Origin of the sequence: Staphylococcus sp. HMSC65H10 (assembly GCF_001839185.1) — a bacterium.
GTDB classification, from domain to species: Bacteria; Bacillota; Bacilli; order Staphylococcales; family Staphylococcaceae; genus Staphylococcus; species Staphylococcus simulans.
Window position 1 is genome coordinate 16,996 of the sequence record NZ_KV840420.1, and the last position, 21,685, is coordinate 38,680.

A 21,685-nucleotide genomic window follows, 5' to 3' on the forward strand; every position below is an offset into this window, starting at 1 on the left:
TTGTGTTTCAGGAAATAACAAGACGGGAAATATTAATTTTCCATATAAAAAGAGGACGCTATGTTGGTAAGGCATAGCGTCCATGTGGTAGGTAAATATATATATTGGAACGAGGTTGGATCATCTTAATTCGTTTTCCAACTACTCGATGATCCCATTTATTTTGTTGCAGGGCCGATTTTTTCTTTTCCGCCCATGAACGGTACCAATGCTTTAGGAATCGTAATTGATCCATCAGCGTTTTGGTAATTTTCAACAATTGCTGCAAACGTACGACCTACTGCTAAGCCGCTTCCGTTCAATGTATGAACTAATTCTGGTTTAGCATCTTTGTCGCGTTTGAAACGAATGTTAGCACGACGTGCTTGGAAATCTGTCATGTTAGAGCATGAGCTGATTTCTTTGTAATCTTGATAACTTGGAAGCCAAACTTCTAAGTCATATGTTTTACTTGAACTGAAACCTAAGTCGCCAGTACAAAGAATGACACGACGATATGGTAATTCAAGTTCTTCTAAGATTGCTTCTGCGTCGCTTGTTAACTGTTCTAATGCATCCCAAGAATCTTCAGGTTTTTCAAAACGTACCAACTCAACTTTATCGAATTGGTGTAAACGGATTAAGCCACGTGTGTCACGTCCGGCAGAACCCGCTTCACTTCTGAAGCAAGCTGACTGTCCAGTGAACTTGCCTGGCAATTTATCTGCAGACAAGACTTCTTCGCGGTAGAAGTTAGTTAACGGTACTTCCGCAGTAGGAATCATGTAAAGTCCTTCTTTTTCAATCTTGAATAAGTCTTCTTCGAATTTTGGAAGTTGACCTGTACCATACATAGAATTTGCATTCACAAGTTGTGGTACCATCATTTCAGTATAGCCGTGCTGTGTTGTATGTTTTGTTAACATGTAGTTCATTAATGCACGTTCTAACTGTGCACCTTCATTTGTTAAGAAGACGAAACGCGCACCAGATACACGTGCAGCACGTTCGAAATCTGCCATACCTAATTCTTCAACTAAATCCCAATGTGCTTTCGCTTCGAAGTCGAATTCACGAGGCGTACCCCATTTTTTCACTTCGATGTTTTCTTCATCAGTTTCGCCTTCTGGCACATCATCATGCATGATATTAGGGATTGTAGATAATTTATAATGTAAGTCATCATCCACTTCGTTTAACTCAGTATCGATATCTTTGATTTTATCGCCAAGTTCTCTCATTTGTTTAATGACATCATCCGCATTTTCTTGATTGCGTTTTTTCTCAGCGATTTCACCGCTTACTCGGTTACGTTCAGCTTTCATTTCTTCTGCTTTACCGATTAACTCACGGCGTTTACCATCAAGTTCTAATACTTTGTCCACGATTTGTGGGTCCATTTCGCGTAATCTTACTTTCTCTTTCAAGCGATCCGTTTCGTTTCTAAACAATTTAATATCTAACATGTGTCAGTCATCCTTTCAAAATAAGTGTCGGGGTATTTAAATTCAAATTAATAATATAATTAGGGCAGCTGAAAAAAGAATAAAAAAATACCACGCCCCTACAAGGGACGTGGTATTACGTGTTGCCACCCTATTTAACAGTATGTATCAAATTAATTGATGCACACTGCACTCTCTCTAAAATAACGGTTAAACCGGTTGTTCTCTAAAATGCAGGTAGATTCGTCACGTAGTCTTAATTGCTTATTCACACCAACCATAAGCTCTCTGGAATTAATAACTAGGATTACTTATCCTGCGAACAATGTCTTATGAACTTAACTTCACTATAGCAAATAGTTATTTAAATTGCAACTCAAATATAAAATTTTTCTGAATTCAAGAAAAATTCATGTTATTTGCATTCTGCATCAGTATACGCTGCTTGCTGTAAATAACGCGATACTTGCGTGATATCATGATGGAATTGACGGTCTTCTGTAATGGATGGCGTAATATTTCTTAACGTCTCATATTTCTCAAGTGAGCGTGGCGATAATTGATCAATACCTTTTAATTCTACCGCTTGCAGCGCAATAATTAATTCAATCGATAACACTCTACGCGCATTATCCACAATTTGATAGCCATGTCTTGAACCAATTGTACCCATAGAGACATGATCTTCTTGGTTCGCAGATGAAGGAATAGAATCCACACTCGCAGGATGCGCCAATGTTTTATTTTCTGATACTAAACTCGCTGCCGCATACTGCATAATCATCGCACCACTTTGTAAGCCTGGTTCAGGACTTAAGAAAGCAGGTAAACCACCATTCAATTGTGGATTTACTAAACGTTCTAAACGACGTTCTGCGATATTCGCAAGTTCACTTACCGCAATTTTCAAGAAGTCTAACGCATATGCAACAGGTTGACCATGGAAGTTGCCGCCTGAAATAACTAATGTTTCATCACCTTCATGGAAGATTAACGGATTATCATTCGCCGCATTCATTTCACGTTCTAATTGTTGTTTCACAAATTTCAATGTTTCAAAGCTTGCGCCATGAACTTGTGGAATACAACGTAACGTATACGCATCTTGAACTCTGATTTCACCTTGTGTCGTCGTTAACTGAGAATCTTCTAACCAATACAACATACGATCTGCGACTGCACTTTGTTCAGGGAAATTACGCGCATCATGTACTTCAGGACGATACGCATCCGTAATACCGTTTAACGCTTGATGTGTTAACGATGCAATCCATTCTGATTGATAAGCTAACGCTTCCGCTTCAATCCAGCTGATGACACCTTGTGCTGTCATAGCTTGTGTCCCGTTAATCAACGCCAAACCTTCTTTGGCAGATAACGCTAACGGTTCACGACCTAATTCATGTAAGACCTCAATACTCTCTTTTTCTTCTTGTTGATAAAAGACTTTGCCTTCTCCAATTAAAGCTAACGCAAGATGAGATAGAGGTGCTAAGTCACCTGAAGCGCCTAATGAACCTTGTTGTGGAATAATCGGAATAATACGTTCATTAATAAAATAAACTAATTGATCAACTAAATCAGTTGTGACACCTGAATGACCTTTCAACATTGTATTCAAACGTAAAATCATCATCACAAGTGCAACATCATGAGAAAACGGATCACCTGTACCGCAAGCATGTGAACGAATCAAGTTCACTTGAAGTTGATTGTATTGCTGCGGATCGATTAAGACATCACTAAATAAGCCGAAGCCTGTTGTAATTCCGTAAATCGTTTCTTTATTTTTAATAATATCTTCTACAATAGCACGACTTTGTTTAACGCGTTCCATCGCATCAGATGAGATTGTTACCTTATCTTGCTGGTGTAAAAATTTTTTTATATCTTCAATTGTGAGCGATGCTCCGTTTAATTCTAGTGTCAATTGAATTACCCCCTCAGAAAATAAATGTATACAATTATCCCAAGTATACGCTTACATTTTTAGAAGGACAATAGATTCTGCCAAAGCCGTAGCGTGTTAATACATCACTAGTTTAGCACGCTAAATTTAAATAACAGTTTTCTATCCAGCCAGACAATATGAGTTAAACAAAGGTAATCTTCACCCGTTCATCCTTACGCGCACAAGACTTTACAAAACGTTCAATAAGTCTTCGCAAGGAAAGTGTTGACTTACCTAAACGATAGGTATAAGATGTTGTAATGCATTGAGAAACAATCAACATTACAGGTATGAAAGGCTCACTCCAATGACAGGGGTGTGCTTAAATTTTATAAATAATCAAATACATCGAAAACCTAAAGCTCCATTGTATGAAGCTTAAGTGTAAAATGAATGGGTTATGGAGGGATTATGGTGGAAATTTTAACAGATGTTACGATTCCAAAACGAAAAGATGAGACGCACAAAGGAGATTACGGCAGAATCTTATTAATTGGCGGAAACGCAAATTTAGGCGGCGCAATTATTATGGCTGCACGTGCATGTGTGTATAGCGGAAGCGGTTTGATTACAGTTGCAACACACCCGACAAATCATGCAGCTTTACATTCACGCTGTCCTGAAGCGATGGTCGTGGACATTAATGATACGAAGATGTTAACAAAACTTATTGAAACATCAGACAGTATTTTAATCGGCCCTGGACTTGGTTTAGACTTTAAAGGCAATAATGCGATGACATTCTTGCTTCAAAATATCCAACCGCATCAGAACCTGATTATTGATGGTGATGCGATTACAATTATGAGTAAATTAAAAGTGGAAGTACCTAAGTGTCAAAATGTTGTGTTCACACCACACCAAATGGAATGGGAAAGATTAAGCGGCATTCCATTTGAGGAACAAACTTATGAACGTAACCGTGAAGCTGTAGATCAAATACACTCTGCAGTTGTCTTAAAACAACATGGTACAGAAATCTATTTAAAAGATAACACGTACAAATTAGAGATTGGTACACCAGCTATGGCTACTGGCGGTATGGGTGATACATTATCAGGTATTATCACAAGTTTTATCGGTCAGTTTGACGACTTTGATTATGCGGTTAAAACTGCGACTTATGTGCATAGTTATATTGGTGAACACTTATCTAAAGAAATGTACGTTGTTCCGCCATCAAACTTAATCGCGGAAATCCCATATGCGATGAAGCGTTTAGAAGAAAAAGAAAATTAAACTTAATCTATTAAGAGTAATAAAAAAGCTTTCTGCTTAACCTAGTGGTTTTGCAGAAAGCTTTTATTTTATCTATTCACTTAAATTATTCTTCTTCGTTATCTTCATCTTCTGAATCTGCGTTTTCAATATCTTCGTTCACGCGATCCATGAAGTCTTGTCTTAATTCAGTGCGTTCACCGTCTTCTTCTACAGTTTCATCTAATTCTTCTGTATGAATTGTACGGTCATCATCTTCTGATTCGACGACTTGTTCATTGATTGTTGGTGTTGGACCATTTTCACCTGGTTCTGTTTCATCTTCAGAAGTACCTTCTAATTCATCTTCTGGTTCTTCTTGAACTTTCGCAACCGTAGAAACAAATTGTTCATCACTCAAGCGGATTAATCTTACCCCTTGTGCTGAACGTCCGTTTTGTGAAATGTCGCCGACATCGATACGTATAATGACACCATGGTTTGTGACAATCATTAAGTCCTCTTCGCCTGTTACTGTTGTGATGCAGACGATATCACCGTTTTTCTCAGTAATCGTAGCTGTTTTGATACCTTTACCGCCACGGTTAGACACACGGTATTCTTCAAGTGGTGTACGTTTACCGTAACCATTTTCAGTGACTACTAATACTTCATCTTCACTATCGCCATTTGCGACTGCGAGTCCGATGACTTCATCACCTTCACGTAAAGTGATACCTTTTACGCCGGCAGCTGTTCGGCCAAGTGGGCGTAAGAGTGATTCTTTGAAGCGGATAAGTGATGCACGTGATGTACCAAGTAAGACATCTTTTGAGCCATCTGTAAGACGTACTGCTACGAGTTCATCTTCATCTCTGAAGTTGATCGCAATCTTACCGTTTCTATTGATGTGTGAGAAGTTGCTTAGAGATGAACGTTTCACGATACCGTGCTTCGTTGCGAAGATTAAGAAGGCATCTTCTTTCTCTAAATCTTTCACCGCAATCATCGTACTGATGACTTCATCATTTTCAAGCTCAATTGCGTTGATAACTGGAATACCTTTAGACTGACGTGAGAGTTCCGGCACCTCGTACCCTTTAAGTTTGTAGACACGTCCTTGGTTCGTAAAGAACAATACATGGTCGTGGGTACTCAATGTGACAATTTGACTCACGAAGTCTTCTTCTAATGTATTCATACCTTGCACACCGCGACCGCCACGATTTTGTGCACGGTACGTAGAAACAGGTAAACGTTTAATGTAGTTATTATGACTTAATGTGATTACAATTTGTTCTTCTGGAATTAAGTCTTCATCTTCAATATGGTCTAAACCGCCAAGTTGAATTTCAGTACGACGTTCATCACCATATCGTTCTCTGACTTCGATTAATTCGTCACGAACAAGTTGTAATAATTTTTCTTCATCAGCAAGAATCGCTCTTAATTCTTCAATGTACGCAATTAAGTCGTTATATTCAGATTCAATTTTATCTCTTTCTAAACCTGTTAAACGTCTTAAACGCATATCTAAGATAGCTTGTGCTTGACGCTCAGATAATTTGAAGCGTTCTTGTAAACGTTCCATTGCTACTTTATCTGTATCAGATTCACGGATTGTTGTGATGATTTCATCAATATGGTCTAACGCAATACGTAAACCTTCTAAGATATGTGCACGGTCTTCAGCTTTTTTCAAGTTGTATTCCGTACGTCTACGCACGACTACTTTTTGATGTTCTAAGTATTCGACCAATGCTTCTTTTAAATTAATTAATTTCGGTCTGCCATTGATTAAGGCAATCATGTTTACACCGAATGAAGTTTGAAGTGGTGTTTGTTTGTATAAATTATTTAGAATAACACTCGCATTCGCATCTTTACGGACATCGATTACGACACGTACGCCAGTACGTAAACTTGTTTCATCACGTAAGTCTGTAATACCATCAATTTTCTTGTCACGTACTAATTCTGCGATTTTCTCAATCATACGCGCTTTGTTGACTTGGAACGGAATTTCAGTCACAACGATACGTTGACGACCGCCGCCGCGTTCTTCAATTTCAGCACGTGCACGCATTTGAATAGATCCACGTCCTGTTTCATAAGCACGACGGATACCGCTCTTACCTAAAATTAAACCAGCAGTCGGGAAGTCCGGTCCAGTAATGTCTTCCATCAATTCTACAATTGTGATATCAGGATTATGACTTAAACTTAATACACCATTGATGACTTCTGTCATGTTGTGAGGTGGAATATTCGTCGCCATACCTACTGCAATCCCTGCAGCACCGTTCACTAAGAGGTTAGGGAAACGTGCCGGTAAGACTTCCGGCTCTCTTTCCGTACCATCATAGTTATCGATAAAGTTGATTGTGTCTTTATTGATATCTCTTAATAATTCAGTCGCAAGTTTTGTCATACGTGCTTCTGTATAACGCATTGCAGCTGCACCATCGCCATCCATGGAACCGAAGTTACCTTGACCGTCTACAAGAGGATAACGATAGCTGAAATCCTGAGCCATACGTACCATGGCTTCATAGATAGATAAGTCACCGTGAGGGTGATATTTACCCATTACGTCACCTACGATACGTGCGGATTTCTTATACGGTTTATCAGGCATCATCCCTTGTTCGTTCAACCCATACAAAATACGACGATGTACCGGTTTCAAACCATCTCTGACGTCTGGCAAAGCACGAGATACGATAACACTCATCGCATAGTCTAAGAACGATTCACGCATCTCGTTACTAATATTTCGTTCAATTATTCTTGATTCAGGATATTCAGCCATCAAGATTGCCTCCTTAAGTTATTAATTCCGTAGCTGTTTCGCTGATTCATAGCTTCCAAAATTAGAAATCCAAGTTCGCGTAAACCGCATTTTCTTCGATGAATTGACGACGGTTTTCTACAACATCGCCCATTAACATTTCGAAAGTTAAATCCGCTTCAATCGCATCTTCTAATGTCACTTGTAACATTGAACGATGCTCTGGATTCATTGTTGTTTCCCATAATTGATCTGCATCCATTTCACCTAAACCTTTATAACGGGCAATAGACCATTTCGGTGTCGGTTTCAATTCAGATTTCAATTTCTCTAATTCACGTTCGTTAAAGACATAGTATTTCTGTTTACCTTGTGTCAATTTGAATAAAGGCGGTTGTGCAATGTATACATAACCCGCTTCAATCAACGGACGCATGAAGCGATAGAAGAATGTCAATAACAGTGTTCTGATATGCGCACCATCCACATCGGCATCTGTCATGATAACGATTTTGTGATAACGTGCTTTCGAAATATCGAATTCTTCTCCGATACCGGTACCGAATGCAGTAATCATAGAACGGATTTCATTATTATTTAAGATTCTGTCTAAACGTGATTTTTCAACGTTCAAGATCTTACCACGTAGCGGTAAAATCGCTTGTGTTCTTGAATCACGACCAAGTTTTGTAGACCCCCCGGCAGAGTCACCTTCGACGATGAAGATTTCACTCTCTTCAGGGTTTTTACTTGAACAGTCAGCTAATTTACCTGGTAAGCTTGAAACTTCTAATGCTGATTTTCTACGAGTTACTTCACGTGCTTTTTTAGCTGCGATACGTGCACGAGAAGCCATCATACCTTTTTCGACAATAATACGAGCAACTTGTGGATGTTCTAACAAGAAACGCTCCATATCCTCTGTGAAGAGTCTGTCTACGATTTGACGAACTTCAGAGTTGCCGAGTTTTGTTTTTGTTTGTCCTTCGAATTGAGGGTTGCTGTGCTTAATTGAGACAACCGCTGTTAAACCTTCACGTGTATCTTCACCAGATAAACGCTCTTTATCATCTTTCATAATGCCTTGTTGAATACCATAACTGTTCAATACACGTGTTAACGCACGTTTAAAGCCGTCTTCATGTGTACCGCCTTCGTAAGTATGGATATTGTTCGCATAAGATAATAAGTTTGTTGAGAAACCGCTGTTGTATTGCAATGCAATTTCTACTTCCACGTCATCTTTACGGTCATGTAAGTAAACTGGCTCATCAAATAAAGGCTCTTTATTCTCATTGATTAACTCAACATAAGATTTAATACCGCCTTCATAGTGATATGAGTCTTCTTTTACTTCTTCACCGCGTTCATCACGTAAAGTAAGCTGAATACCTTTGTTTAAGAAAGCCAACTCACGAATACGTTTTTGAAGCAATTCATACTGATACGTTGTTGTTTCAGTAAAGATTTCAGGGTCAGCTTTAAAGCGGATTTCAGTTCCTGTATGTTCTGTTTCGCCAACCACTTTTAAATCATATTGAGGAACCCCGCGTTTATACGCTTGGTTATAAATTTTATTATTACGGTGTACAAACACTTCTAATGTTTCAGAAAGTGCGTTAACAACTGAAGATCCTACACCATGCAGACCGCCTGATACTTTGTATCCGCCACCGCCGAATTTACCGCCGGCATGCAATACAGTTAAGATAACCTCAACTGCTGGACGGCCCATTTTTTCTTGAATATCAACTGGAATACCACGGCCGTTATCTGTTACACGAATCCAGTTATCTTTCTCGATAATGACTTCGATTGTATCAGCATAGCCAGCCAATGCTTCGTCAATACTATTATCTACAATTTCCCATACAAGATGGTGCAGACCTCTTTCTGAAGTCGATCCGATATACATACCTGGACGTTTACGAACGGCTTCAAGTCCTTCTAATACCTGTATTTGTCCAGCACCATAATCTTCCGTGTTGTTCACATCTGACAATGCTTCCACCTTCACTTTCTATCACTTGATAATTTCACCTTGATTGATTCGGTAAAGTTTTGCATGTTTCATAATTTCATGATCAATACCTTCTACAGACGTTGTAGTCACAAATGTCTGCACCTTATCTTGAATTGTACTCAGCAGGTGAGTCTGACGAGAGTCATCTAATTCACTCAGCACATCATCAAGCAATAAGATAGGGTATTCGCCGACTTCTTTGTTAATCACTTCAATCTCAGCCAGCTTAATTGATAATGCAGATGTCCGCTGTTGACCTTGTGAGCCATAGGTCTGAGCATCCATCCCATTAACGTTAAAACCTAAATCATCACGGTGCGGACCATAAAGGGCCACGCCGCGTTCTATTTCTCTGTCCATATTGTCAGCCATCAATTGCTGCACTTCTTCAAACAAAGCCGCTTCATCCTCAGTATCAGACAACTTCAAGCTCGGACGATATTTAACCTCTAAGCTTTCTCTGTTGTCTGTAATGCTGGCATGAATCGGTTGTGCAAGCACTTCTAATTCCTCGATAAAGTGCGCACGCTTCAAAGTGACTTTAAGCGCATACTCCGCAAACTGCTGATTTAATACCTCAAGCATTGTGCGGTCTGTTTTCTGCTTAATCTGAAGCTGTTTTAAGTAATTGTTCTTTTGTTTCAAAATCCGTTGATATTGAGACAAATCATTCAGGTAAACCGCAGACATCTGACCTAGCTCCATATCAATAAAGCGACGTCTGACTTGCGGTGATCCTTTGACAATATTCAGGTCCTCTGGGGCAAAAAGAACAACATTCAAGTGTCCGATATATTGTGTCAGACGATGTTGTTCTAAATGATTTACTTTAACCTTTTTGCCTTTTTTAGTTATAAACATGGTCAATGGCATCTTCCCATGTCGATAACTCAGCTCACCTTCTATTTTAGCATACTCAGCCCCAAAGCGTATGAGCTCTTTATCATTTGAAGTTCGATGGCTTTTCGCTAATGCAAGTGTGTAAATGGATTCTAATAAATTAGTTTTGCCTTGCGCATTTTCACCAATCAAAATATTCACATCTGGATGGCAATCCAATGCGACTTCTTCATAATTGCGATAATTTTCAAGTTGGAGTGCATTTAATTTCATTGGTCACCTTGATGAGCAATTACAAAAGAACCCACTTCAGGTATTTCAATTTGATCGCCATCTTCGAGTTTTTTACCACGACGTGTTTCACGCTCACCGTTTAAGAAAACTTCAAAATCTTTTAAAAACCATTTTGCCTGTCCACCTGATTCAATAATGCCTTCAGTTTTCAGGAATTGTCCTAAAGTAATGTCACCTTCAACCATGATTTTTTCAGTCAACACACTCACTCCATTTCTTTATAAGGTCATTAATATATTATACCTTTTTTCGTAATAAATTTCATGTTTGAGCGGTTGAAATCTAGCGTTTTCTCATCATTTTTTCACGTTAATCTCATATTTTGAATTTTTCAGCGTCTTTAACACTCATTTTTCGCATTTTAAAAGGTGACATTGAACATTTTAAGCGCATCGATATTTTTATCCTAAATAATTTTAAAATGCATTCAGCGACATCTGAGACACTTTAAAATGAATTTCACGTTGTTATTTTGAATCTGCCATAAAAAAACGGAAATCCTCTTTGTAGGGTTTCCGTTTTTTAAAGTGAATGTCACCTTTTGTTTTTGAGATTAGTATGTTCTGATTGGCAAGATTAATTGCACAACTGAATCATCATCTTTTGGTTTTAAAGTGAATGGTTTCATCGTACCGAAGAATTCAACTTCTACTTCGTCATTATCGATTGCTTTTAAAGCATCCATCATGTACTTAGAGTTGAATGAGATTTTCAAGCTGCTGCCTTCCACACTGTTTGCATCAACATCTTCTTTTACCGTACCGATTTCTGGTGATGTAGAAGAAAGTTCGACTTCTTGATTGCCAGTGCTTAATTTGATTACGTTATTACCGCCTTCACGCGCAAGTAATGACGCACGATCAATTGCGTGATAGAAATCACTGTTGCTCATTTCAATTTTTGTTTCGTAGTTCTCTGGGAACAAACGAGATGTATCTGGATAATGTCCTTCAAGCAATCTTGAAATGAAATTGATGTTGCCGACTTTAAATAACACTTGGTTAGATGCGAAGAAGATATTAATGTCATCTTCTGAATCAGTGACAATTTTATTAAGTTCAGCTAAAGCTTTACCTGGAATGATGACATTTTTATTATCAATGTCTTCGTCTTCTAGTTTAAGTTTACGAACTGCTAAACGGTGTGAGTCTGTTGCAGTGCATATTAATTCATTATCTTGAATCAACCAGTTCACACCAGTTAAAACTGGCCGTGTTTCTGAGGTGGACACTGCGAAGTTTGTTTGTGCAATCACGTTTTTAAGTACTTTAATTGGTAATTGAATTGCGTCATCTTGAGAAACTTGAGGTAATAATGGATATTGATCTGGGTCTAAGCCGCTCAAGTTGAACTCTGAATGACCTGAAGTAATCAATGTTTGGAATTGCTCATTTGTTGATAACTTCACATCTTTGCCTGGTAATTTTTTAATAATATCTACAAAGAAACGACCAGGAAGTACAACGGATCCTGTTTCATTAATCGTTACAATCTCTTCTCCGTCAACTTCTTTAGGGATTGAAATTTCAATTGAAATCTCAGAATCTGAACCTGTTAAAATAATGCCTTCTTCTTTTGCATCGATTTTGATACCCGTTAAGATCGGCAATGTTGTTCTTGGTGAAATGGCTTTTAATGTGTCATTTAATTGATTTATGAAATAGTCTCTTTTAATCGTGAATTCCATCATAAATTTTAAACTCCTTCCAGTCGTTTATAACTTAATTATATAGGTTTTAAAACCGTAGTAATAGTAGTAGGGACTGTGGATAAGTGGATAACCGAGTTAAAACCTTGTCACACAAAGTTATACACATGTGGATAAACTGTGTATGGTGTGTACAACTTTTACATATTGTCCACAATGACGATTTAGTCCGCTGTATTATAACAGTTCCGATTTCTCACTTATTTTTACCCGAATTGCTAGTAAAATTATTTAAATGTTTACTGATTTCGAATTTCTTTCTCCAAATTTTCAACTTCTTGTTTGAAAATCGGATCTTTTTCCATATCTACCCGAATTGTTCTATGAGCATGAATCACAGTTGTATGATCACGTCCCCCGAACTCTTCTCCGATTTTAGGAAGGGAGAAATCTGTAAGTTCGCGTGATAGATACATCGCGATTTGACGCGGATAGGCAATGGATTTCGTACGTTTTTTCGCAATGAAATCTTCTTGGCGCACATTGTAATATTGACCGACTACTTTTTGAATATCTTGAATTGTGATTTTCTTAGATTTCGGTGTTTGAATAATATCTTTTAGTGCTTCAGCAGTCAGTTCAGTCGTAATCGGTTCACCTTGTAATCTTGAATAGGCGATGACACGTGTTAATGCACCTTCTAATTCACGAATGTTCGACTGAATTTGATTTGCGATATAGGTTAAAGATTCTAATGGAATATCCACATCTTCTTCCTCTAATTTTTTCTGCAGAATAGCCATTCTTGTTTCATAATCAGGCGGTGTGATATCAACGATCAAGCCCCATTCGAAGCGTGAACGCAGGCGATCTTCTAATTTCGAAATTTCCTTTGGTGGTCGGTCACTTGAAATCACAATTTGTTTTTCTGCTTGGTGTAAGTCATTGAAAGTATGGAAGAATTCTTCTTGTGTTTGTTCTTTGTTTTGAATGAATTGAATATCATCAATCAATAGAACATCAATGTTTCTGTATTTTTCACGGAATTGTTCCGTTTCGTTATCACGAATAGATTTAATAAATTCATTCGTGAATTTTTCACTTGATGTGTAGATAACTTTCGCATCTTTATTATTTTGTAGAACATAATGACCGATAGCATGCATCAAGTGAGTTTTGCCTAAACCTACGCCTCCGTAGATGAAGAGTGGGTTGTAAGCTTTTGCGGGTGCTTCCGCGACTGCAAGACTTGCAGCATGAGGGAAGCGGTTCCCAGGTCCGATAACAAAAGTTTCGAATGTGTTGTGTGCGTTAAATTGATCTTCGCTGCTGCTTAGGAAACCAGGAGTTTCCGTTTCTTTTTCTGGTTGCTTGTCTTTTTGATCGTCTTTAAGTTTTTTATCAGCTGTTAAATCGCTTTGAATGACAAATCGAGGTTTAAGCGGCGTTCCAATCGCTTTTTCGAATAAATTTTCTACAATATCCATGTATTGCTTCTTTAGAAAATTTTGAATGAAGTTATCTTCGACTAAAATAATCGCTTCAGAATCTTCGATGTCGATCAGCTTTGTTTTTGGAGGCTCAAACCAAGTTGAGTAACTGACTTCTGCCAATTCGCTTTTAGCTAATTCAAGAACTTTTTCCCAAATTTCTTCTTTTGACATATAAACTCCATCTTTCTTTAAAATTTTTTTGACTTATCCACAAAATCACACCCCGTGGATAACTTTCCACACAGGCTGTTAATAATTACCCACAAGTTAATCACACCCCGTGGATAACTTTATTTAATTTTGCGTTATACACAGAAAAAATGTTGATAATTGTAAGTTGTAAACCGTTTATTTATCAAACCTTACAAGACTTATCCACACAATTATACTTATTAACAAATCTACCTGTCAAACTCTTGTGGATATGTGGTTTTTATGTGCAAACGTCTGTGTATAGTAACATAATTATCCACAAAATGTCACTGTTCATCTGTGAATAAGTGGATAACTTTTTGAATATATCTCACTTAAAATGTACTTGCTTTATAAGGTTGAATTTGTTATATTTTAGTAGTTGCTTGAATTATGACTAAGATATTGATAATTGAACTAAGTAAGGTAAGCCTTTTGATATAGATGCTTAACCTTTCGCAGACACCGTAGAAATACTTCGGTGATACTTGGTAGAAGGCTGTAATATCTCGGTTATATTAGATGAGGCTGTAGATGCAGATCTTTTCCAAGACTCTCATCACATTGTTAAGATGAGAAAGCGACTATAAATGAAGATAGATTCGATATGGAGGTGTTTTTACATGGTAAAACGTACTTATCAACCAAATAAACGTAAACACAGTAAAGTTCATGGTTTCAGAAAACGCATGAGCACTAAAAATGGCCGTAAAGTATTAGCGCGTCGTCGTCGCAAAGGCCGTAAAGTTTTATCAGCATAAGATCACTGACCTATCAGTGGTCTTTTTTTTGCTTTCATGCAGGTAAAAAAGATACACGGGTTGGAAAATACAGTTCTGATTCTTTACACTAGAACTTAATGATAGGGTAGGGGAGCAGCAAGAATAGAAAAATAAGTGAGTGATGGAAGTGGAAAAAGCATATCGCATTAAAAGAAATAGCGATTTTCAAACGATTTATAGAAGAGGAAAGTCATTCGCAAATCGCCAATTTGTCGTTTATGTCATGCCAGATAAAAATTTGACTCATTTTCAATTAGGAATCAGTGTTTCTAAAAAACTCGGCAATGCAGTGACACGCAATCGTATTAAAAGGGCAATCAGAGAAAACTTTAAAGTACATAAAGAAGATATGATTGCGAAAAAGATTATTGTTATTGCAAGACAACCTGCAAAAGATATGACTGTACTGGAAATTCAAAAAAGTTTAGAGCATGTACTTAAAATTGCAAAACTATTCAATAAGAGAATAAAGTAGACTAACCGAAGTCTTATATCAGACAAACGCCAGTCTAACCTCCATAGAATTCGAACACATATGTGGCAATTTACAATAAAAGTCATTACAATTATAGAGTTAGAAATTTAAGTAGAGGAGGCGAAGCAGCATGTTGGATTTAGATACAATTACCAGTATTTCTACTCCGATGGGAGAGGGTGCGATTGGTATTGTCCGTTTATCAGGAAGTCGTGCAATCGAAATCACTGATAAACTTTATAAAGGAAAAAAACCATTAGCTGAAGTAGATTCGCATACAATTAATTATGGACATATTGTCGATCCTGATACGAACGAAGTAGTAGAAGAAGTAATGGTATCCGTGCTGCGTGCACCAAAAACATTTACAAGAGAAGATATCGTAGAAATTAACTGTCACGGCGGAATCTTAACGATTAATCGTGTATTAGAACTTACAATGACGGCTGGTGCTAGAATGGCTGAACCTGGGGAGTATACAAAACGCGCATTCTTAAATGGCCGTATTGACTTATCTCAAGCTGAAGCAGTCATGGATTTCATTCGTTCTAAGACAGACCGAGCGTCTAAAGTTGCGATGAATCAGATTGAAGGACGTTTAAGTGATATGATCAAGCGTCAACGTCAATCTATTTTAGAAATCCTAGCACAGGTTGAAGTGAATATTGATTACCCAGAATATGACGATGTAGAAGATGCGACAACTGAATTCTTATTAAAGAAATCAGAAGAAATCAAATCAGAAATCGATCGTCTTTTAGCAACAGGTACACAGGGTAAAATCATGAGAGAAGGACTTTCGACAGTTATAGTCGGTAAGCCTAACGTCGGTAAGTCTTCTATGTTGAATAACTTAATTCAAGATAATAAAGCGATTGTGACAGAAGTTGCGGGTACTACGCGGGATGTCTTGGAAGAATACGTCAATGTGCGTGGTGTACCACTTCGTCTCGTCGACACAGCAGGCATCCGTGAGACTGAGGACATTGTAGAAAAAATCGGTGTGGAACGTTCACGCAAAGCTTTAAGTGAAGCAGATTTAATCTTATTTGTCTTAAACTACAATGAAGCATTAACAGAAGAAGATGTTAAATTATATGAAGTCATCAAGAATGAAGATGCGATTGTGATTGTGAATAAAACAGATTTAGAACAACATCTTGATTTAGATGAAGTTCGTGATATGGTCGGAGATATGCCAGTCATTGAAACATCTATGTTAAAACAAGAAGGCATTGATCAATTAGAAGAACAAATTCGTGACTTGTTCTTCGGCGGTGAAGTTCAAAACCAAGATATGACTTACGTTTCAAACTCAAGACATATTTCATTGCTGAAACAAGCACGTCACTCGATACAAGATGCAATAGATGCAGCAGAAGCTGGTATTCCTATGGATATGGTTCAAATTGATTTAACTAGAACTTGGGAGATTTTAGGAGAGATTATCGGTGCTTCTGCAAGCGACGAATTGATTGACCAGTTATTCAGTCAGTTCTGTCTCGGAAAATAAAAAGGAGGACAAAGTATGGCTTTGGATTATGATGTAATTGTCATCGGTGCTGGGCATGCCGGTATTGAAGCAGGACTTGCTTCTGCACGACGCGGCGCCAACACATTGATGCTGACAATTAATTTAGATAACGTTGGTTTTATGCCATGTAACCCATCAGTAGGGGGACCAGCTAAAGGGATTGTTGTTCGTGAAATCGACGCACTCGGCGGTCAAATGGCTAAAACAATCGATAGAACGCATATTCAAATGCGTATGTTGAATACAGGTAAAGGACCTGCAGTACGTGCATTACGTGCACAAGCAGATAAAGCTTTATACCAACGTGAAATGAAACGTGTATTAGAAGATGAAGAAAACTTGCATATCATGCAAGGAATGGTAGACGAATTAATTATTGAAGATGACGAAATTAAAGGTGTGCGTACGAATATTGGTACAGAATACCGTTCAAAAGCCGTTATCGTCACAACAGGTACATTCTTACGCGGTGAAATTATTTTAGGTAACTTGAAATATTCAAGCGGCCCTAACCACCAATTACCATCTATTACACTAGCGGATAACTTACGTGAACTTGGTTTTGAAGTCGTACGTTTCAAAACAGGTACACCGCCACGTGTAAACTCAAAAACGATTGATTATGATAAAACAGAAATTCAACCAGGTGACGATGTAGGACGTGCATTCAGTTTCGATACAACTGAATATATCTTAGATCAATTACCATGCTGGTTAACTTATACAAATGATAAGACACACCAAGTGATCGATGACAACTTACATCTGTCAGCGATGTACTCAGGTATGATTAAAGGTAAAGGGCCACGTTACTGTCCATCTATTGAAGATAAATACGTGCGTTTCCATGATAAACCACGTCACCAATTATTCTTAGAACCAGAAGGTCGTGACACGAACGAAGTATATGTTCAAGGTCTTTCAACAAGCTTGCCAGAACATGTACAACGTGAAATGCTTCAAACGATTCCTGGCTTAGAAAAAGCAGATATGATGCGTGCGGGTTATGCGATTGAATATGATGCGTTAGTACCGACACAATTATGGCCGACACTTGAAACTAAGAAAATCAAAAACTTATACACTGCAGGTCAAATTAACGGAACTTCAGGTTATGAAGAAGCGGCTGGCCAAGGTTTAATGGCGGGTATCAATGCGGCAGGACGTGTATTAGGCACAGGCGAAAAAGTATTAAGTCGTTCTGATGCTTATATCGGTGTCTTAATTGATGACTTGATTACAAAAGGTACGAATGAACCATACCGTCTATTAACATCACGTGCAGAATATCGTTTATTATTACGTCACGATAATGCAGACCTACGTTTGACTGACCTAGGTCATGAATTAGGCTTGATTTCAGAAGAACGTTACGCGCGTTTCAATGAAAAACGTGATCAAATCCAAGCTGAAATTGATCGTTTATCTAACATTCGTATTAAACCGAATGAACACACACAATCTGTGATTAAATCACGTAACGGTTCTCCATTAAAAGACGGTATCTTAGCGATTGAATTACTACGTCGTCCAGAAATGGATTACCAAGCAATCCTTGATATCTTAGAAGAAGAACATCAAATTCCAGCTGACGTTGAAGAACAAGTTGAAATTCAAACGAAATATGAAGGTTATATCAATAAATCATTACAACAAGTAGAAAAAGTAAAACGTATGGAACAGAAGAAAATTCCACACGACTTGGACTATAGTAAAATTGACAGCTTAGCAAGTGAAGCACGTGAAAAATTAGCAGAAGTTAAACCATTAAACATTGCACAAGCGTCACGTATTTCAGGCGTTAACCCTGCTGATATTTCAATTTTACTGATTTATCTAGAACAAGGTAAGCTTGAAAGGGTGAAATAAATGAGTGTTGAATGGTTGGCTAACAAGCTAGAAACACATGGCATTACATTGAACGACCAACAAAAACAACAGTTTCAAACTTATTATGAAATGCTTGTAGAGTGGAATGAAAAAATGAACTTAACAAGCATTACAGATGAATCAGAAGTATATTTGAAACACTTCTATGATTCAATTACAGCCGCATTTTATGTGGATATGACAAAAGAACTCAGCATCTGTGATGTAGGTGCTGGTGCTGGGTTCCCAAGTATCCCGTTAAAAATTGTCTTTCCACAGCTGAAAGTGACAATTGTTGATTCGTTGAATAAACGTATCCAATTCCTAAATCATCTTGCCGATGCTTTAGGGTTACAAGGTGTCAGCTTTGTACATGAGCGTGCAGAGAACTTTGGGAATACCCGTGGAGACAACCGGGAGTCTTATGACATTGTGACAGCACGTGCAGTTGCACGTCTGACAGTGTTAAGTGAGTTATGCTTGCCGTTAGTGAAAACAGGCGGTCATTTCGTAGCGATGAAATCTTCTAAAGGTGAAGAAGAGTTAGAAGAAGCACGCTTTGCGATTGGGGTCTTCGGCGGCAGAGTTGAAGCGATCGAAATTTTTGAATTGCCTGAAGATGCAGGTGAGCGTCAAATTATTATCATTGAAAAGCGTAGTAAAACGCCTAAAAAGTATCCGAGAAAAGCCGGAACGCCTAACAAATCTCCTTTACTAAAATAAAAATAAATATTAGTATATAATTATATTTAGAGGGAGAGATTGCGGAATGAAAAAGCCTTTTTCTAAACTATTCGGTTTAACAAATAAAGATGAAGAAATGACAGGCGCTACTGAAGATGAACGCAATAATCATGTTGAATCAATTCAAATTGAAAAGATTGTGCCGAACCGCTATCAACCAAGACAAGTCTTTGATCAAAGCAAGATTAATGAACTTGCGGAATCCATCCAAGAACATGGATTGCTACAACCGATTGTGGTACGACCGATTGAAGAAGGAATGTATGAAATCATAGCTGGGGAACGTCGCTTCAGAGCTATGAGCAGTATTCATATGGCTTATGCAGATGTGATTATTCGTGATATGACGGATGAAGAAACAGCAGTCGTCGCTTTAATAGAAAATATCCAACGTGAGAATCTATCAGCAGTTGAAGAAGCGGAAGCCTATCAGAAACTGTTAGAGCTTGGAGACACAACACAAAGTGAATTAGCACAAAGTGTTGGTAAAAGCCAAAGCTTTATCGCAAACAAATTGCGTTTACTGAAACTTGCTCCTAAAGTGCTTGCGAAACTTTCAGAAGGTAAGATTACAGAACGTCACGCACGTGCTTTGTTAAGTTTATCTCACGAAGAACAAGAAGAAATGGTCCAAATTATTATTGATCAACACTTGAACGTGAAACAAACAGAAGCGAGAGTCAAAGCCAAAGTAGGACCTGAAAAAGTTAAAGCAGTGCCGCTTCAATTCGCCAAAGATTTGACGAAAGCACGCGAAACACTACAAAACAGCTTTGAAACTATCGAACAAAGCGGTATCCGTGTCGAACAAAAAGAACGCGACCACGATGATTATTTAGAAATTAAAATCAGAGTATATAAACGTTAACAACCATTCGCCTCGTTGCGAGTGGTTTTTTATTTTCTTAAATAAAAAGCGAACAACTAATAGCTTTTTGTATATAATAGAAAAGGATGAGATATTGAAAGTGAAGGAGAATTAAGACATCTATGAAATTACAGCATTTATTTACTTCAGCAACAGTTTTACCCTTTTATTAGCTGGATGTAGTCACAATGAAAAACAAAATGATTCTGCAAAGCAAGAAGCAAAAAGTAAAACGGATAATAAAAAAAGTGAACACAAATCAACTTCCAAAAAGGAAAATGAAGCAAACAAAGATGAGCAACAAATAGAAAAGGCAGTCAGCCAATTAACAATCAATGAGAAAATAGCTTTAGCAATGTTTTTACCACAAGAAAAAACAAATTATATGATATCAGCTGATGAGTTATTGAATCATTCATATATAAGATATACGCACGGTGTAGCTCTTGGTAAGATGTTAGGCGATGAGGCAACAAAACAATCTATTCAAGAGTATCATTTAAATAAAATGTTACCTGAAAGAATTACAAATGTGCCACAAAACGTAAAATTTTATGAACCTGAAGAAACTAAGCAAAACTTTGCTGAGCTATTTGGTTTTACAGGAAACCAGATTATTATTGCAGGTAGTCAAAGTCCTAAGACTTATGATGAAATTTTAAAAGATCGAGGGACTCATATCTATAACTTAGAAGATTTATACAAACAATATGGTCATAATCCAAACTTTAAAAAGGTCGTAAGTTTGGTTAAAGTAAGCGATTCTGTGAGATATCCAGAGAGTGATAATGCATCATCTCCTAAAGAAGCGGATAGTGCTTCTTCAAGTACAGAACAAAAACATAAAATAGTAAATATTAGTAAGTACACATCATTTGAAAAGCTTAATGCTGAAGATACTAGAACTGTTCTTAAATTAATAGAAGAGTATGATGGCCATCCAATTGATACAAATAAATATGATGTAACTGTAAATAAAGCTAATCATAATGACGTTGCTCAAGTCATTTTAAAAAGAAAAAATAGTACGAGGCTGGATTATGAATATACAGTGTATCAAGATGGACAAGTATTTAAATTAGAATACAGTGAATAATTGAAGCTATCATAAAAAGAAGTATCCGTGTCGAATAAAAAGAACGCGACCACGATGATTATTTAGAAATTAAAATCAGAGTATATAAACGTTAACAACCATTCGCCTCGTTGCGAGTGGTTTTTTCATGCTTTCTTTTAATTCAGGACAATATGTGTCCCGTACCTTCTATATAATGAAATTATATATTCAAATATACAAAGAGGAGCAAGCTATCTATGAAATTTAAACATGTATTGACTACCGCTGCAGCACTTTCAATTTTACTAGCAGGTTGCGGCTCAAATGAAAAACAAGAAGATACGCAAAAACACGAAGAAAAAGACAAAGCAAACCATCAAAAAACAGAGAAAAAGAAAACACACAACATGAACAAACATCAAAACATGAAAAATCACATACTCATAAACAAACGACAGAACAAGCTATCAGCCAACTGACACCACAAGAAAAGGTCGCTTTAG

17 protein-coding genes are annotated in these 21,685 nt (G+C 37.5%); 9 read left to right on the forward strand and 8 right to left on the reverse strand.

Going from position 1 to position 21,685, the window contains the following annotated elements; genetic code table 11:
* Window positions 1–158: 158 nt before the first annotated feature.
* Both serS and hutH read right to left on the reverse strand, forming a co-directional pair.
* A complete protein-coding gene (gene serS, locus HMPREF3270_RS11530; protein ID WP_070848800.1) occupies window positions 159–1,445 on the reverse strand; it encodes a serine--tRNA ligase in 1,287 nt (428 codons plus the stop codon).
* Window positions 1,446–1,839: 394 nt separating this feature from the next.
* Window positions 1,840–3,354 (reverse strand): histidine ammonia-lyase, encoded by a 1,515-nt coding sequence (gene hutH / locus HMPREF3270_RS11535; RefSeq protein ID WP_070848802.1) that lies wholly within the window; start codon window positions 3,352–3,354, stop codon window positions 1,840–1,842.
* Between the two features lie 435 nt (window positions 3,355–3,789).
* Between hutH and HMPREF3270_RS11540 the strand changes: the two genes are divergently transcribed.
* Window positions 3,790–4,614, forward strand: a complete 825-nt coding sequence (locus HMPREF3270_RS11540; RefSeq protein ID WP_061054971.1) for an NAD(P)H-hydrate dehydratase — start codon at window positions 3,790–3,792, stop codon at window positions 4,612–4,614.
* Window positions 4,615–4,699: 85 nt separating this feature from the next.
* Here the strand turns inward: HMPREF3270_RS11540 and gyrA are convergent, their stop codons facing one another.
* The 6 genes from gyrA to dnaA form a co-directional block, all read right to left on the reverse strand.
* The gene (gene gyrA / locus HMPREF3270_RS11545; protein ID WP_070848804.1) at window positions 4,700–7,384 is read right to left on the reverse strand and encodes a DNA gyrase subunit A; all 2,685 of its coding nucleotides are present in this window, start codon (window positions 7,382–7,384) and stop codon (window positions 4,700–4,702) included.
* 61 nt (window positions 7,385–7,445) lie between these two features.
* Window positions 7,446–9,374 carry a DNA topoisomerase (ATP-hydrolyzing) subunit B gene (gene gyrB / locus HMPREF3270_RS11550; protein WP_031262353.1) on the reverse strand — a complete coding sequence of 643 codons (1,929 nt, stop codon included), beginning with the start codon at window positions 9,372–9,374 and terminating at the stop codon, window positions 7,446–7,448.
* Window positions 9,375–9,386: 12 nt separating this feature from the next.
* Entirely contained in the window at window positions 9,387–10,499 is a 1,113-nt protein-coding gene (gene recF, locus HMPREF3270_RS11555; RefSeq protein ID WP_070848806.1) for a DNA replication/repair protein RecF, read from the reverse strand.
* Window positions 10,496–10,705, reverse strand: coding sequence for a S4 domain-containing protein YaaA (gene yaaA, locus HMPREF3270_RS11560; RefSeq protein ID WP_199790672.1), 210 nt, complete (start codon window positions 10,703–10,705; stop codon window positions 10,496–10,498). Before yaaA ends, recF begins: the two co-directional genes overlap by 4 nt.
* Before the next feature lie 368 nt (window positions 10,706–11,073).
* A complete protein-coding gene (dnaN, locus tag HMPREF3270_RS11565) occupies window positions 11,074–12,210 on the reverse strand; it encodes a DNA polymerase III subunit beta (protein ID WP_070848808.1) in 1,137 nt (378 codons plus the stop codon).
* Between the two features lie 257 nt (window positions 12,211–12,467).
* Complete coding sequence (dnaA, locus tag HMPREF3270_RS11570) at window positions 12,468–13,832, reverse strand: chromosomal replication initiator protein DnaA (RefSeq protein ID WP_002480296.1); 1,365 nt, start codon at window positions 13,830–13,832, stop codon at window positions 12,468–12,470.
* Window positions 13,833–14,476: 644 nt separating this feature from the next.
* Between dnaA and rpmH the strand changes: the two genes are divergently transcribed.
* The 8 genes from rpmH to HMPREF3270_RS14275 all read left to right on the forward strand — a co-directional run bounded on the left by rpmH (window position 14,477) and on the right by HMPREF3270_RS14275 (window position 21,661).
* Window positions 14,477–14,614 (forward strand): 50S ribosomal protein L34, encoded by a 138-nt coding sequence (gene rpmH, locus HMPREF3270_RS11575; RefSeq protein WP_000240855.1) that lies wholly within the window; start codon window positions 14,477–14,479, stop codon window positions 14,612–14,614.
* Between the two features lie 142 nt (window positions 14,615–14,756).
* The gene (rnpA, locus tag HMPREF3270_RS11580; protein WP_023014874.1) at window positions 14,757–15,110 is read left to right on the forward strand and encodes a ribonuclease P protein component; all 354 of its coding nucleotides are present in this window, start codon (window positions 14,757–14,759) and stop codon (window positions 15,108–15,110) included.
* A gap of 133 nt (window positions 15,111–15,243) precedes the next feature.
* Window positions 15,244–16,623, forward strand: a complete 1,380-nt coding sequence (gene mnmE / locus HMPREF3270_RS11585; protein WP_031262356.1) for a tRNA uridine-5-carboxymethylaminomethyl(34) synthesis GTPase MnmE — start codon at window positions 15,244–15,246, stop codon at window positions 16,621–16,623.
* A 15-nt stretch (window positions 16,624–16,638) separates the two neighbouring features.
* Complete coding sequence (gene mnmG, locus HMPREF3270_RS11590) at window positions 16,639–18,513, forward strand: tRNA uridine-5-carboxymethylaminomethyl(34) synthesis enzyme MnmG (protein ID WP_002480299.1); 1,875 nt, start codon at window positions 16,639–16,641, stop codon at window positions 18,511–18,513.
* Window positions 18,514–19,236 (forward strand): 16S rRNA (guanine(527)-N(7))-methyltransferase RsmG, encoded by a 723-nt coding sequence (gene rsmG, locus HMPREF3270_RS11595; protein ID WP_070848810.1) that lies wholly within the window; start codon window positions 18,514–18,516, stop codon window positions 19,234–19,236.
* Window positions 19,237–19,282: 46 nt separating this feature from the next.
* Window positions 19,283–20,125 carry a nucleoid occlusion protein gene (gene noc, locus HMPREF3270_RS11600; RefSeq protein WP_023014877.1) on the forward strand — a complete coding sequence of 281 codons (843 nt, stop codon included), beginning with the start codon at window positions 19,283–19,285 and terminating at the stop codon, window positions 20,123–20,125.
* Between the two features lie 355 nt (window positions 20,126–20,480).
* On the forward strand, window positions 20,481–21,221 hold the full coding sequence (locus HMPREF3270_RS11605; protein WP_070848814.1) for a hypothetical protein: 741 nt from the start codon (window positions 20,481–20,483) through the stop codon (window positions 21,219–21,221).
* Window positions 21,222–21,439: 218 nt separating this feature from the next.
* Window positions 21,440–21,661, forward strand: a complete 222-nt coding sequence (locus HMPREF3270_RS14275; RefSeq protein ID WP_070848816.1) for a hypothetical protein — start codon at window positions 21,440–21,442, stop codon at window positions 21,659–21,661.
* Window positions 21,662–21,685: the final 24 nt, after the last annotated feature.

Excerpts from the sequence above, each read along its gene's own strand:
- serS (WP_070848800.1), bottom strand. The coding sequence starts at position 1,445 with ATGTTAGATATTAAATTGTTTAGAAACGAAACGGATCGCTTGAAAGAG.
- gyrA (WP_070848804.1), bottom strand. The coding sequence starts at position 7,384 with ATGGCTGAATATCCTGAATCAAGAATAATTGAACGAAATATTAGTAAC.
- recF (WP_070848806.1), bottom strand. The coding sequence starts at position 10,499 with ATGAAATTAAATGCACTCCAACTTGAAAATTATCGCAATTATGAAGAA.
- yaaA (WP_199790672.1), bottom strand. The coding sequence starts at position 10,705 with ATGGTTGAAGGTGACATTACTTTAGGACAATTCCTGAAAACTGAAGGC.
- dnaN (WP_070848808.1), bottom strand. The coding sequence starts at position 12,210 with ATGATGGAATTCACGATTAAAAGAGACTATTTCATAAATCAATTAAAT.
- dnaA (WP_002480296.1), bottom strand. The coding sequence starts at position 13,832 with ATGTCAAAAGAAGAAATTTGGGAAAAAGTTCTTGAATTAGCTAAAAGC.
- rpmH (WP_000240855.1), top strand. The coding sequence starts at position 14,477 with ATGGTAAAACGTACTTATCAACCAAATAAACGTAAACACAGTAAAGTT.
- rnpA (WP_023014874.1), top strand. The coding sequence starts at position 14,757 with ATGGAAGTGGAAAAAGCATATCGCATTAAAAGAAATAGCGATTTTCAA.
- mnmG (WP_002480299.1), top strand. The coding sequence starts at position 16,639 with ATGGCTTTGGATTATGATGTAATTGTCATCGGTGCTGGGCATGCCGGT.
- rsmG (WP_070848810.1), top strand. The coding sequence starts at position 18,514 with ATGAGTGTTGAATGGTTGGCTAACAAGCTAGAAACACATGGCATTACA.
- noc (WP_023014877.1), top strand. The coding sequence starts at position 19,283 with ATGAAAAAGCCTTTTTCTAAACTATTCGGTTTAACAAATAAAGATGAA.
- HMPREF3270_RS11605 (WP_070848814.1), top strand. The coding sequence starts at position 20,481 with ATGTTTTTACCACAAGAAAAAACAAATTATATGATATCAGCTGATGAG.
- HMPREF3270_RS14275 (WP_070848816.1), top strand. The coding sequence starts at position 21,440 with ATGAAATTTAAACATGTATTGACTACCGCTGCAGCACTTTCAATTTTA.